Source organism: Tessaracoccus flavus (genome assembly GCF_001997295.1).
GTDB lineage: Bacteria > Actinomycetota > Actinomycetes > Propionibacteriales > Propionibacteriaceae > Arachnia > Arachnia flava.
Genome location: NZ_CP019605.1, coordinates 2,175,794 through 2,187,776, shown reverse-complemented (window position 1 = coordinate 2,187,776; position 11,983 = coordinate 2,175,794). Strand labels below are relative to the sequence as shown.

Here is an 11,983-nt window from a genome sequence, read left to right as displayed (position 1 = left end):
GAGAATGAGGGTTGCAATGGCAGCGATGAAGCCCCGCACTGGTGACGGGCCCATGGAGGTCACGAAGGAGGGCCGGGGCATCGTGATGCGCGTCCCGGTCGATGGGGGAGGGCGGCTCGTCGTCGAGATGAACGCCACCGAGGCCACCGATCTCCTCAACGCACTCAAGGGCGTCGTCGGCTGACCCAGCCACGACCGTAGACAACTCAGGGCCGCCCGATCGGGCGGCCCTGTGCGTTGTCCGGTCAGCCCCGGGCGTTGATCGCAGCCTGGTAGACGTCGACGGTCTCCTGGGCGATCTTGGCCCAGGAGAACTCGTCGATGCAGCGCTGGCGCCCGGCCTTACCGAACTGCTGTGCCATGTGCTGGTCACGCGTGAGGAGGTTTGTCTTGTTGGCGAATTCAGCCTCGAAGGCGTCGATGAACTCCCTGTCCCCGGCCCGCTCCGGGTCGTAGGGCACGAGCAGTCCGGTCATGCCGTCCTTGACCACCTCGGGGATGCCGCCGACAGCAGTTGCCACCACCGGGGTCTCGCAGGCCATCGCCTCCAGATTGACGATGCCGAGGGGCTCGTAAATGGAGGGGCACGCGAACACCGTCGCGTGGGTGAGCACCTGGCGAACGGCGGCGCGGGGCAGCATGTCGGCCACCCAGATGACCGGCGCGGACCGCTGCGCCTTCAGCTCTGCGAATGCCGTCTCGAACTCCGCCGCGATCTCCGGGGTGTCCGGAGCGCCGGCGAGCAGGACCACCTGCGTGTCCGGGTCGAACTGCTGCGCCGCGCGAACCAGGTGGACCAGACCCTTCTGCCGCGTGATCCGCCCCACGAACGCGACGGATGGCCGGTCCGGGTCCATGCCCAGCCCGGTCACGACGTCGGTCCCGTGGTCGGGGCGGAACTCGTCGGTGTCGATGCCGTTCTTGACGACGTGGACCTTGTCGGGGTCGAGGTCGGGGTAGCTCTCCAGGACATCGCGCCGCATGCCGGCGCTCACGGAGATGACGGCGTCGGCGGCTTCGTACGCGGTCTTCTCCGCCCAACTCGAGACCCGGTAGCCACCGCCGAGTTGCTCGGCCTTCCATGGGCGGTGCGGCTCGAGGGAGTGTGAGGTGACCACGTGCGGGATGTCCCTGAGGAGCCCCGCGAGGTGCCCTGCCATGTTGGCGTACCAGGTGTGGGAGTGCACCACGTCGACGTCCCCGACCGCCGCAGCCATGGACAGGTCGGCCCCCAGCACGCGGAGCGCCGCGTTGGCGCCGGCGGGGAAGTCCTCGGCGTGGGCGGTGGCGCCCTCGCGGGGTTCGCCCATGCAGTGCACCTCGACGTCGATCAGCTTGCGGAGTTGTGGCACGAGTTGCGCCACGTGGACGCCGGCGCCGCCGTAGATCGACGGCGGGTACTCGCGGGTCAGCAGGGAGAGCTTCATGGTCATACCCGAATCGTGGCACACGGGCGTGCTCCCTGACCCGGCGTGGTGAACATCCGAGGGCCACACGGGTGCTGTTCGTGGGATTTGGTGGATTCGGCGGTCGGCGCTCTCCAAAGGCAATAGGTTTTGTCCATGGTCGCTCGTCCGAAAGTACTATCCATCGTCCTTGCGGGTGGCGAGGGCAAGCGGCTGATGCCGCTCACCGCCGACCGCGCGAAGCCTGCGGTGCCGTTCGGCGGCACCTATCGCCTCATCGACTTCGTGTTGTCGAACCTCGCCAACTCGAACCTCCGGCAGATTGCGGTGCTCACCCAGTACAAGTCGCACTCGCTGGACCGTCACATCGCCAAGACGTGGCGCTTCTCCACCATGCTGGGCAACTACGTGGCACCGGTGCCGGCTCAGCAGCGCCTTGGCCCCCGCTGGTACCAGGGCAGCGCCGACGCGATCCACCAGTCCCTCAACCTCATCCGCGACGCGAACCCCGACTACGTCGTCGTCTTCGGGGCGGACAACATCTACCGGATGGACGTCGAGCAGATGATCGACGCCCACGTGGACTCCGGCCTCGGGGCCACGGTCGCCGGCATCCGCGTGCCGCGCCGGGACGCCACCGAGTTCGGCATCATCGACGCCGCGCCCGATCGTAAGATCAAGAGTTTCCTCGAGAAGCCGTCCGACCCGCCCGGGCTCCCAGACTCGCCGGACGAGTCCTTCGCGTCCATGGGTAACTACGTGTTCAGCCGCCACGCGCTGGTGGATGCCCTGCGAGCGGACGCCGAGAACCCGACCGCCCGCCACGACATGGGCGGCGACATCATCCCGTGGTTCACCGGCCAGGGGGAGGCCCAGGTCTACGACTTCAGGGACAACCAGGTGCCCGGCGCCACGGAGAAGGACGTCAACTACTGGCGCGACGTGGGCACCATCGACGCCTTCCACGAGGCGCACATGGACCTGGTCAGCATCGAGCCCGAGTTCAACCTGTACAACAGCGAGTGGCCGATCTGGACGGATCAGGTGCAGCTACCCGGCGCCAAGTTCGTCATCCGGGGCCGGGCTGAGGACTCGATCGTGTCTGCCGGCTGCATCATCTCCGGTGGTGAGGTGGACCGCACGGTGCTGAGCCCCAACGTCCACGTCGACAAGTGGGCCCAGGTCTCCGATTCGGTCCTCATGGACTCGGTTCGCATCGGCCGCGACGCCGTGGTGCGCCGGGCGATCCTCGACAAGCACGTCGTGGTCCCGGACGGCGTTCAGATCGGTGTCGATCACGAGCACGACAGGGCCCGCGGCTTCGCCGTGTCCGACACGGGCATCGTGGTCGTGGGTAAGGACGTCGTCGTCCCGCGCGACTGATCCGGGCTGAGCTGGCGGTCGCACATCGCCAACGGGCAGACGGAAACGCCAACAGACAAGCCCGAACGCCGACGAGAATCATCGACGCCCCCGATACGTCGGGGGCGTCGATGATTCTCGTCGGCGACAACGAATGCCCGTTGGCGTTCGGCTCTCAGCGTTGGCGTTTCGCCAGGAAGGGTGGCGTTCGCCTCGGACCGTTGGCGTTCGGCTCTCAGCGTTGGCGTTTCGTCCTGGCGGTTGGCGGTGGGCGCTCGGAGTCCGGGGGAGTCAGTCCTTGACGGCCAGCAGGAGACCGTTGCCGGCGGGCAACAGGGCCTGGGTGTAGGACTCGCTCGTCGTGACGGCGTCGAGGGCTTCACGGATGATGATCGACTCGTCGGTCTCGTCGTTCGGGTCGGCCACCTTGTTGTGCCAGAGGGCGTCGTTGACGATCAGTAGGCCCCCGTGGCGCAGCAGCCGAAGCGAGCCGGCCACGTACTCCACGTATTCAAGCTTGTCTCCGTTGATGAAGACGATGTCGTAGGCCCCGTCGCGGAGCTTCGGCATGATCTCGATCGGAGAGCCGGCGATGAGCCGGAAGCGGGAGGACGGAACGCCGGCCCGGTTGAAGATCTGCCGGGCGGGGATCTGGTTGTCCGCCTCGGCGTCGATCGACGTGAGGATCCCGTCGGGCCCCATGCCCTCGAGGAAGCTCAGCCCCGACCCGCCCATGACGGTGCCGACCTCGACGACGGCCTTGGCGCCGATCGCGCGAGTCAGCACCTTCAGCGTGGCAGCAACTCCGGTGGTTACGGGGGTGAGGCCCCCCAGGGTGGCGTCGTCCCGGGCCTGCGCGACCTCGGCGGACGGCTCGACGTAGTCCTCGGCGAAGGCCCAGCTGGCGGCGTTCGGGGGCTCAAGGTGCGTAGCTCGCTTGTTCACGCGCCCAAGCCTAGTCGCGGTGCGCACCAATTTGTCTCCCGCGGGCGGTTTCGGCGCAATGCGGCCTGTCGCTGAGCCCTAAGATGTCGGCATGGCTGAATCCGACATGACCCCGGTGTTCGGGCGGCTCCTCACCGCCATGGTCACCCCGTTCACCTCTGACGGAGCGGAGGTGGACTACGCCCAGGTGGCGCGGTTGGCGTCCCATCTGGTCGACGACCTGGGGCACGACGGGTTGGTGGTCAACGGCACCACCGGCGAGTCTCCGACCACCACCGACGAGGAGAAGCGCCGGGTACTCGACGCCGTGGTGACGGCGGTCGGTGACAGGGCGAGCATCGTGGCAGGGGTGGGCACCTTCTCGACGCGCCACTCGATCGAACTGGCGCGGCAGGCGGCCGAGGTGGGTGTGGACGGTCTCCTGGTCGTCACGCCCTACTACTCGCGCCCCCCAGCCGACGCGCTCGAGGACCACTTCGTGGCCGTGGCGGACGCCACTGAGCTGCCGGTGATGCTCTACGACATTCCGCACCGCGCCGGCATCCCCATCCCGGAGGACATGCTCATCCGGCTCGACGCGCACCCGCGTATCCGTGCGGTCAAGGACGCCAAGGCCAACATCGTCTCGTCGTCCGCCGTCTTGTCCCGGACCAACCTCGCCTACTACGCCGGAGACGACGCGTTCCTGCTGCCGCTCCTGTCAGTCGGAGGCGTTGGCGTCGTCGGGACCTCCACGCACTTCACCGCCTCCGCCGCACGCGAGATCATCGATCACTACCTCGCGGGGCGGGTCGAAGAAGCCATCCTGGCGAACCAGCACGCGCTGCCGGCGTTCCAGGGGGTGTTCGCGACGCAGGGCTGCATGATGGTCAAGGCGACCCTCGAGGCCCGCGGGTTCGACGTCGGGGCGTGTCGTCCGCCGATGGGCAAGGCCCCTGCCGACGCCGTCGCCTCGTATGTGTCTCTGCTCGAGGATTTGGGATTCGGCTCCTGAGCCCGGCCACTGGAACAATCTCGGCGCGTCGTGCGTTGAACCAGGGAGAGCCCGGCTCGCCTGGGAACAGTCACAGGCTGTTCACAGGTTGATCTGAGATAATTTTCTGCATGGAGAGGCGAACGATGTTCCGAGGACGTGGGGCCAAGAAGGTCACCGACTCCTCATGGACCGCGCCCACGTGGCAGGAACTCGTTCGGGACCACTCGACGCAGGTCTACCGGCTGGCCTACCGCCTGACCGGCAACCAGCACGACGCGGAGGACCTTACCCAGGACGTGTTCGTCCGCGTCTTCAAGTCGATTCACACCTTCCAGCCCGGCACCCTTGAAGGCTGGCTGCATCGCATCACCACCAACCTCTTCCTCGATCAGGCCCGGCGACGGCAGCGCATCCGCATGGATGCTCTGAGCACGGCGCCGGACCACGTGTGGGGCTCCTCCACCGGCCCTGCGGAGTTGCACAACGACGCCGAACTCGACGCGGACGTGGCGGCCGCATTGAAGGCGCTCAACCCTGAACAGCGGGTGGCCGTCGTGCTGTGCGACATCGAAGGGCTCAGCTACGAGGAGATCGCGGAGGTGCTGGACGTCAAACTCGGCACGGTGCGCAGCCGCATCGCGCGTGGACGCGCCGCGCTGCGCGACTCGCTGGCGCACCGGGCACCCACCGAAGGCCGCAGCAGATACCTGGGAGTGTCCTAGACGTGGGTTCCGGGCGATGTGATCGCTTTCACGCGGACCTGTCGGCGTACGTCGACGGGACGCTGCCGCATCGCCGCTGCGAGCAGGTCAGCCACCACATCGCCGACTGTGAGACCTGCCGCGACGAGGTGGCCAGCATCTCCAGCGTGTGCAGCACGCTGAGTGCCTGCGCCCGATCGTCGGCTCCGTCGTCGCTCACCTCGAAGCTGGAATCGATCGCCGGCGAACACGCCGAGGCACCGCTGTACATGGCCCCCGGCAGGGGGGAACTCCCGTCGACGCGTCGTCGACGTCAGCGCCTGGTCACGCAGGGAGGTGCTGCGCTTCTCGTGGCCGCGATGTCCGTCATGGTGCTGGCCGTGTTGATAGCGCCCGACCCTCGTCGTCTGGACGATCCAGTGCGGGCCGCGCGCGAGCAGTTCTCCCGCGCCACCGCAGCGGTGAGCGTCAACGAGGCGCTGGGCGCGGTCCTGCTCGCCCACGAGCGCGGTGCCGATCTCGGCGCACCGATCAGTTACGAGCCGCTGACCGGCGGCTCCATCGACGTTGTCATCTCGGAAACCCGGGCCGCCGACTGGCTGCGCCGCGCCGCCGACGCGGACCTCTCCCTCACGGGCGTGCAGCGCGTCTGGATCAGTGACGGCTCCGGCCTCTACCGCAGCGCAGAGGTACGGACGACCAAGCTTGAGGGCTACGGGGCCGAGCTGGAAGTGCTCGACGCCCGCGGGGACCGGTTCAGCTCGAGCTTCCTGCCCGAGGCGACGCCTGGAAAGGTCGAGGCCAGCAAACGCTGGAGTTTCACCGAGAGCTTCTGGTCGGAGCGCGTCGCTGGTCGGGAGGCGATCCGCCTCACGGCCACCGACAAGCACGGTCTCGTGGCGTCCTGGTGGTTGGATCTGGAGACCGACCTGGTGCTGTGGTCTGAACGCTACGACGGCACAGGCGAGGTCAGCCTGGCCTTCGGGTACACCGAACTGTCCTTCGACGAGCCCACGTTCGACACAGACACCTCGCTGACCCAGCTCATCTCCCTGCAGCCGGCCTCGGCCAGTGAACAGGACGGCTGGTGCGTCGGCCTGGAGCACTGCCCGCAATCCGTGGCAGGGCTGCCCCTGGTGGCCTACGCATCCTCGGAGCAGCGCGATGGCAGCTCCATGACACTGGTCTACTCGGACGGCTTCGAGACCGCGGTCGTCGGCTGGACCGACGGCGTCCTCGTGGGCGGGGAGACCTCCCGGACCCACCGCGAGCCGGGCATGCCGACGGTCATGGCCTGGCAGAGCGGGCCGGCTGTGGTGTCGGTGACATCGACGGGGACGACAGACCTCCTGGCGGAGGTGGCCGAAGCGCTCCCCGCAGAAGAGCCCCACGCCGAATCACTGCTCGATCGGACCGTCGCCGGTCTCGGTCGACTGGTCGGCGTGAGCTGACCTCCGGCGGACAGGTACCCTTACCCCTGTGTTCGGCATTGACGCGGCAGATCTTGTCCTCATCCTCGTTCTGGCCGTCGTATTGTTCGGTCCCGAGAGGCTCCCGGAGTATTCCCGGAAGCTGGCGCGGATCTTCGTGTACCTGCGCGGTATCGCCAACAACGCGAAGGGCACCCTGCGCGAGGAACTTGGCCCCGAGTACGCGGACCTTGAGCTGAAGGACCTGCACCCGAAGGCCTTCGTCGCCAAGCACATGCGCGAGGAGATCGCGACGATCGAGGAGACGCAGCGTGAGCTCAGGGAAGCCGCGGAGTCGCTGAAGCTCGCCTCCAAGGAGGTGGAGGGCGCCACCAAGTCCTCCATGACCGACGCCAAGACGGCGCTCAAGCAGGATGAACTGCCCTCGCCGGCGGCTGAGGAGGAGCTGGCACTGGCGGCGCCGTCGCACTCGCCCTACGACCCCGAGGCAACCTGACGGTCTCTCCGCGGGGGAGGGCGCTGGCGGCGTCGAGTCGACGATCAGGTGGCCAGGGGCAGTCGCGTCCCCAGGAGGCCCTTCTTGCGCGACGCCACCTGCTCGGCGAGCCCCGTGATGGCCTGGGCCGACGGGTGGTCGGGGTGGGACTCGACGATCGGGGTGCCGCGATCGCCGCCCGACAGCAGCGACTCGTCGAAGGGGATCTGCGCCAGCAGCGGAACCTCGTAGACGAAGCGCTCGGTGAGCGCCTCTGCCACCAGCGCGCCACCACCGCTGCCGAACAGCTCCAGGCGGTGGCTCTGCTCACAGTGGGGGCAGGTGGTCTCCATCCAACTCATGTTTTCGACCACTCCCAGGACTCGCTGCTCCAGGATGTGGGCCATCGTCCCGGCGCGCTCGGCCACCTCGGAGGCGGCGGTCTGCGGGGTGGTGACGACGAGCACCTCGGAGGAGGGGATCTTCTGACCCAGCGACATCGCGACGTCGCCGGTGCCGGGGGGCAGGTCCAGCAGCAGGTAGTCGAGATCGCCCCAGTACACGTCGGCGAGGAGCTGGGTCAGGGCGCGGTCCAGGATGGGGCCACGCCAGGCGACCACCTGGTCCCGGGAGGGCTTGAGCATGCCGATCGAGATGACGCGCAGGCCCCCCATCGCGGGCACCGGCATGATCATGTCGTCGACGACGGTGGGCCGCGCATCGCCGAGGCCGAGCAGGTCGGGGATCGAGTGGCCGTAGATGTCGGCGTCGAGGATGCCGACGGCGCGCCCCTGCTTGGCCAGGGCGAGCGCGAGGTTGACGGTGACGGACGACTTGCCGACGCCACCCTTGCCGGAGGCCACCGCCAGAACGCGGGTGAGATTGCCGGGCTGTGCGAAGGGGATGGCGCGTTGCTGCTGTCCACCTCTGAGCATCGTGCGCATGGCCTCGCGCTGCTCGTCGTTCATCACACCGAGCTCCACATCCACTGAGCTGACCCCGTCGACGGCGGTGACGGCGGAGGTCACGCGTCCGGTGATTTCGGATCGCATCGGGCACCCGGCAACCGTCAGGAGCACTCGGACGAAGACGTTCCCATCGTCGTCGGCACGGATCTCGTCGACCATCCCGAGTTCGGTGATGGGGCGTCGGATCTCGGGGTCCTCCACCTGATGGAGAGCGGCGCGGACGTGGGGGAGCAGCGGGTGTTCAGTCACGTCTCTTTACTACGTGCCAAACCCGATTCACGCAAGTTCCCGCCGTGCTTCCCCGACGCGGATCACCGTCGGCGGCTGCTTTCGTTCAGCGAGTCCGACAAGATGACGATACTGGTGGCCATGAGGGCGGGCAGCCAGATATCGGTCAACGCACCCAGGACCACCGCGACCGGCCCCAGGATGAGCGACGTCGTCAGCCGCTCGCGAAACCCGAGCCGGGTGCGTGAGCCGGGTGCCAGCAGGTACCGCCACACGAACGCGTAGATCACCGCGAACGCCCCCGCCACGGCGGCGCCCAGCCAGCCGCCGCCGCTGATGCGCCAGAGGGCTACGGCGCCGATGACCAGCAGCGCAAGATGCCCCGCGAGGAGCACGACGCCGAACCACCGCACCCTCGTCTCGGGTGCCGGAGGCAGTTCTGCGACGTCCTCGGGGCGGGGTTCGGTCACGTGGTCACGTCCTCGCCAGTGCGCTCCAGGCGTTCCGCCAACTCACGAAGCTCAGTGCGGAGCTCGCCCCTGACGAAGTCTCGGGTGGCCAGTTCGCCGAGGTTCATCCGGATGGCGGCGATCTCTCGGGCCAGGAAATCCATGTCGGCACGTGCCTGAGCGGCGATGCGACGATCATCGTCGAGGCTCATCTTGTCGCGAACCTCCTGCCGGTTCTGGGCGAGCAGGATCAACGGGGCTGCGTACGAGGCCTGGGTGGAGAAGAACAGGTTGAGCAGGATGAAGGGATAGGGGTCCCACTTGAGACCCAACAGCCCCACGACGTTGAGCGTGATCCACACGACAACGAACACAGTCATGTAGACGATGAACTTGCCGGTCCCCATGAATCGCGCAGCTGCCTCGGCGAACGCGCCGAACGCTTCAGAGTCGAGCTGGACCTTGGGCAGCAGCGGGCGGCGCCGTCCGGGTTCTGAGAGGGTCTCCCGCTCATAGCGCGCCATGGTTCACCTCCGTGGCCGGGCGGTCCATCTGGTCGCCGCGCCAGTCGTCCGGCAGCATGTGGTCGAGTACGTCATCGACGGTGACCGCCCCCACCAGGGCGCCGTCGTCGTTGACGACGGGCGCAACCACCATGTTGTACGTGGCGAGGAACCTGCTCACCTGAGCCAGCGGCGCCTGGGGATGCAGCGGCTCGAGGTTGTCGTCGAGCATGTTGACCACGAGCGTCGTCGGGGGTTCGCGCAGCAGACGCTGAAAATGCACCGCGCCCACGTAACGGCCCGACGGTGTCTCCAACGGGGGTCGGGTGACGAAGACCATGGAGGCCAGGGCGGGCGTCAACGACTCCTCCCGGGCGTGGGCAAGCGCCTCGGCGACCGTCGCCCCTGTGTCCAGGATGATCGGCTCCGGCGTCATCATGCCGCCGGCGGTGAACTCTTCGTACACGAGGAGCCGGCGCACGTCGGAGGCGTCCTCCGGTTCCATCCGCTGCAGCAGGTCCTCGGCCACGTCCTGCGGAAGATCCTTGATGAGGTCGGCGGCGTCGTCGGGATCCATCTCGCTCAGGATGTCTGCCGCGCGGGCAGTGTCCATCTGGGAGATCAGCTCGATCTGCTCATCCTCGGGGAGTTCCTCGATGGCCTCGGCGAGCGTCTCGTCGTCGAGCGCGTCGACGACGGCGGCCAGGGACTCGGGCTCGAGGTCGTGCAGTTCCCGCGCCACGTCGGCGGCCTTCATGTCGGAGAACTCGGCGACGAGGTGGGCAGCGGTGCGGCCCGTCTTGAGGATCAGCTCGGGGATCTCACGCCAGCCGACCACCTTGGGCGGGGTGCGGCCGCCCAGTCCGAACCGGCCCACGCCGGTGGTGGTGCGCAGGGCCACGGAGAGCAACTCCCATTCGCGGTTGCGCACCTGGTGCATGGACACGTCGAGGATCTTGGTGCGGTTCGTGCGCTCGATGCTGCGGTCGAAGAGATCGGCTGCGACGAGGATCTCCGATTCACGGCGCTGGAACTTCCGGGTGTCGACCTGTCCGAGGATCGCCACCTGATTAGGGGTGATGTCGCGCACCCGGATGATCGGCATGAAGATGCGGGCACGGGCGAAGAGCTCGACGACGAGGCCCTTCACCCTTGGAGCCTTGCCGTCGGTGCGCAGGTAGCACACGACGTCTTTGACCCGGCCCACCTGATCCCCGGCCGCGTCAACGATGGGCAAACCGATGACGCGCGAGATGAAGACCTGCGAATCCTTGGCGACCATGGGGCCAAATGTAGTGGACAAGCAGGCTGGAGAGTGGGGGCGCGGCAGGCAGCACGCTCAGATCGGACGGGTAGGATCGCTGGCGTGACCCAACCACCAGTGATTCCGAACAAGATCCTGCAGCTGAACTACCCGCAGCACGTGGCCGAGTATCCGACGTACGAGGAGGCCCAGGCCGCGGTTGACTACCTCGCCGATGAGAAGTTCGCCGTGGAGAACATCCTCATCGTGGGAACCAACCTGAGGCTGCTCGAACGAGTCACGGGTCGACGTACCTGGGGCAGTGTGCTCGGGGAGGGAGCAGTCTCCGGCATCTCCACCGGTCTGCTGGTCGGCCTGATGCTCGTGCTGTTCGTCGGCAACGGCAACTGGGCGATGCTCTGGGTGGGACTGGCCATGGGCATCGTGTTCGGCGTCTTGTTCCGCGCGCTGGCCTACTCGCTCAGCGGCGGCAAGCGCGACTTCAACTCGGCTCGCCAAACCGTCGCGACGAGCTACGAGATCCTCGCCGAGCACCGCGTGGCGCAAGAGGCGCGCGACCTGTTGGCCAGGCGTCCGGGCGCCCGGGCAGCTCAGTTCGAGTGACGGCCGAGCTCTGGGACTCCCGCTACTCCCATCCCAACTACCTGTTCGGCTACCGGCCCAACGACTTCCTCAAGGCGCAGGCCCGCCTGCTGCGCCCCGGCTCTCGGGTGCTGTGTCTAGGCGATGGGGAGGGGCGCAACGGCGTGTGGCTCGCGGAGCGCGGCCACAGCGTCGTCAGCCTGGACTTCTCGGGCGTGGCGCTCGCCAAAGCCGAGGCGCTGGCCGCCGAGCGCGGCGTCTCCATCGAGACCCGGCAGGTCGATCTGGCTCAGTGGGTCGACGACCCGGATCCGCCCCGTCCCTGGGACGCTGTCGTCGTGATCTTCGTCCACCTGCGCCCTGAGCTACGCCAACGGGTGGCGCAGGCCGTGACGAGGCAGAGCGCCCCCGGCGCCGCCCTGATCCTGGAGAACTACACCCCCGCGCAGCTCGCGCTCGGCACGGGCGGCCCCAAGCAGCCCGAACTGCTGACCACGCGCGAGGACGTCCTGGCCGACTGGCAGGGCTGGCACCTCGACGTTCGGCTGGTCGAACGCCGCATCTTCGAGGGAATGGGGCACCAGGGGCTGAGCTCGGTCGTGCAGGCGCTGGGCCTGCGGACGGGCCCCGAGGTTGACCCCGTCGCCTCGACCGGCCACCGGGTCGGGTAGGTTTTCTGGCGTAACTCGTCGTG

The 11,983-nt window shown here is 67.8% G+C and carries 14 protein-coding genes; 8 read left to right on the top strand and 6 right to left on the bottom strand.

Annotation, left to right across the window (positions count from 1 at the left end):
* The first annotated feature begins 16 nt into the window (after window positions 1-16).
* Window positions 17-184 carry a DUF3117 domain-containing protein gene (locus RPIT_RS10085; RefSeq protein WP_077342854.1) on the top strand — a complete coding sequence of 56 codons (168 nt, stop codon included), beginning with the start codon at window positions 17-19 and terminating at the stop codon, window positions 182-184.
* 61 nt (window positions 185-245) lie between these two features.
* On the opposite strand, the gene glgA is transcribed toward RPIT_RS10085, so the two are convergent.
* Window positions 246-1,427: a glycogen synthase gene (gene glgA, locus RPIT_RS10080; RefSeq protein WP_077344297.1), complete on the bottom strand. Its 1,182-nt coding sequence runs from the start codon at window positions 1,425-1,427 to the stop codon at window positions 246-248.
* A gap of 135 nt (window positions 1,428-1,562) precedes the next feature.
* Between glgA and glgC the strand changes: the two genes are divergently transcribed.
* Complete coding sequence (glgC, locus tag RPIT_RS10075; RefSeq protein ID WP_077342852.1) at window positions 1,563-2,789, top strand: glucose-1-phosphate adenylyltransferase; 1,227 nt, start codon at window positions 1,563-1,565, stop codon at window positions 2,787-2,789.
* A gap of 270 nt (window positions 2,790-3,059) precedes the next feature.
* On the opposite strand, the gene RPIT_RS10070 is transcribed toward glgC, so the two are convergent.
* Window positions 3,060-3,713: an O-methyltransferase gene (locus RPIT_RS10070; RefSeq protein WP_077342850.1), complete on the bottom strand. Its 654-nt coding sequence runs from the start codon at window positions 3,711-3,713 to the stop codon at window positions 3,060-3,062.
* Window positions 3,714-3,804: 91 nt separating this feature from the next.
* Between RPIT_RS10070 and dapA the strand changes: the two genes are divergently transcribed.
* The 4 genes from dapA (at window position 3,805) to RPIT_RS10050 (ending at window position 7,316) form a co-directional block, all read left to right on the top strand.
* On the top strand, window positions 3,805-4,707 hold the full coding sequence (gene dapA, locus RPIT_RS10065) for a 4-hydroxy-tetrahydrodipicolinate synthase (RefSeq protein ID WP_077342848.1): 903 nt from the start codon (window positions 3,805-3,807) through the stop codon (window positions 4,705-4,707).
* A 125-nt stretch (window positions 4,708-4,832) separates the two neighbouring features.
* The gene (gene sigE / locus RPIT_RS10060) at window positions 4,833-5,411 is read left to right on the top strand and encodes an RNA polymerase sigma factor SigE (RefSeq protein ID WP_077342846.1); all 579 of its coding nucleotides are present in this window, start codon (window positions 4,833-4,835) and stop codon (window positions 5,409-5,411) included.
* Window positions 5,412-5,413: 2 nt separating this feature from the next.
* Window positions 5,414-6,841: a zf-HC2 domain-containing protein gene (locus RPIT_RS10055; RefSeq protein WP_162274534.1), complete on the top strand. Its 1,428-nt coding sequence runs from the start codon at window positions 5,414-5,416 to the stop codon at window positions 6,839-6,841.
* Between the two features lie 28 nt (window positions 6,842-6,869).
* The gene (locus RPIT_RS10050; protein ID WP_077342841.1) at window positions 6,870-7,316 is read left to right on the top strand and encodes a sec-independent translocase; all 447 of its coding nucleotides are present in this window, start codon (window positions 6,870-6,872) and stop codon (window positions 7,314-7,316) included.
* Between the two features lie 44 nt (window positions 7,317-7,360).
* Here RPIT_RS10050 and RPIT_RS10045 read toward each other — a convergent pair whose 3' ends face one another.
* The 4 genes from RPIT_RS10045 to RPIT_RS10030 form a co-directional block, all read right to left on the bottom strand.
* A complete protein-coding gene (locus RPIT_RS10045) occupies window positions 7,361-8,512 on the bottom strand; it encodes an Mrp/NBP35 family ATP-binding protein (protein WP_226996254.1) in 1,152 nt (383 codons plus the stop codon).
* 62 nt (window positions 8,513-8,574) lie between these two features.
* Window positions 8,575-8,961 carry a hypothetical protein gene (locus RPIT_RS10040; RefSeq protein WP_077342839.1) on the bottom strand — a complete coding sequence of 129 codons (387 nt, stop codon included), beginning with the start codon at window positions 8,959-8,961 and terminating at the stop codon, window positions 8,575-8,577.
* On the bottom strand, window positions 8,958-9,464 hold the full coding sequence (locus RPIT_RS10035; RefSeq protein ID WP_077342837.1) for a DUF1003 domain-containing protein: 507 nt from the start codon (window positions 9,462-9,464) through the stop codon (window positions 8,958-8,960). The genes RPIT_RS10040 and RPIT_RS10035 overlap by 4 nt, the downstream gene beginning before the upstream one ends.
* Window positions 9,451-10,725 (bottom strand): magnesium transporter MgtE N-terminal domain-containing protein, encoded by a 1,275-nt coding sequence (locus tag RPIT_RS10030; protein ID WP_077342835.1) that lies wholly within the window; start codon window positions 10,723-10,725, stop codon window positions 9,451-9,453. The genes RPIT_RS10035 and RPIT_RS10030 overlap by 14 nt, the downstream gene beginning before the upstream one ends.
* Before the next feature lie 84 nt (window positions 10,726-10,809).
* On the opposite strand from RPIT_RS10030, the gene RPIT_RS10025 reads away from it, so the two are divergent.
* Both RPIT_RS10025 and RPIT_RS10020 read left to right on the top strand, forming a co-directional pair.
* On the top strand, window positions 10,810-11,310 hold the full coding sequence (locus RPIT_RS10025; protein WP_077342833.1) for a YflT domain-containing protein: 501 nt from the start codon (window positions 10,810-10,812) through the stop codon (window positions 11,308-11,310).
* Window positions 11,307-11,960 (top strand): methyltransferase domain-containing protein, encoded by a 654-nt coding sequence (locus RPIT_RS10020; protein WP_077342831.1) that lies wholly within the window; start codon window positions 11,307-11,309, stop codon window positions 11,958-11,960. The genes RPIT_RS10025 and RPIT_RS10020 overlap by 4 nt, the downstream gene beginning before the upstream one ends.
* The last annotated feature ends 23 nt before the right edge of the window (window positions 11,961-11,983 follow it).

Excerpts from the sequence above, each read along its gene's own strand:
- RPIT_RS10085 (WP_077342854.1), top strand. The coding sequence starts at position 17 with ATGGCAGCGATGAAGCCCCGCACTGGTGACGGGCCCATGGAGGTCACG.
- glgA (WP_077344297.1), bottom strand. The coding sequence starts at position 1,427 with ATGAAGCTCTCCCTGCTGACCCGCGAGTACCCGCCGTCGATCTACGGC.
- glgC (WP_077342852.1), top strand. The coding sequence starts at position 1,563 with ATGGTCGCTCGTCCGAAAGTACTATCCATCGTCCTTGCGGGTGGCGAG.
- dapA (WP_077342848.1), top strand. The coding sequence starts at position 3,805 with ATGGCTGAATCCGACATGACCCCGGTGTTCGGGCGGCTCCTCACCGCC.
- sigE (WP_077342846.1), top strand. The coding sequence starts at position 4,833 with ATGTTCCGAGGACGTGGGGCCAAGAAGGTCACCGACTCCTCATGGACC.
- RPIT_RS10035 (WP_077342837.1), bottom strand. The coding sequence starts at position 9,464 with ATGGCGCGCTATGAGCGGGAGACCCTCTCAGAACCCGGACGGCGCCGC.
- RPIT_RS10030 (WP_077342835.1), bottom strand. The coding sequence starts at position 10,725 with ATGGTCGCCAAGGATTCGCAGGTCTTCATCTCGCGCGTCATCGGTTTG.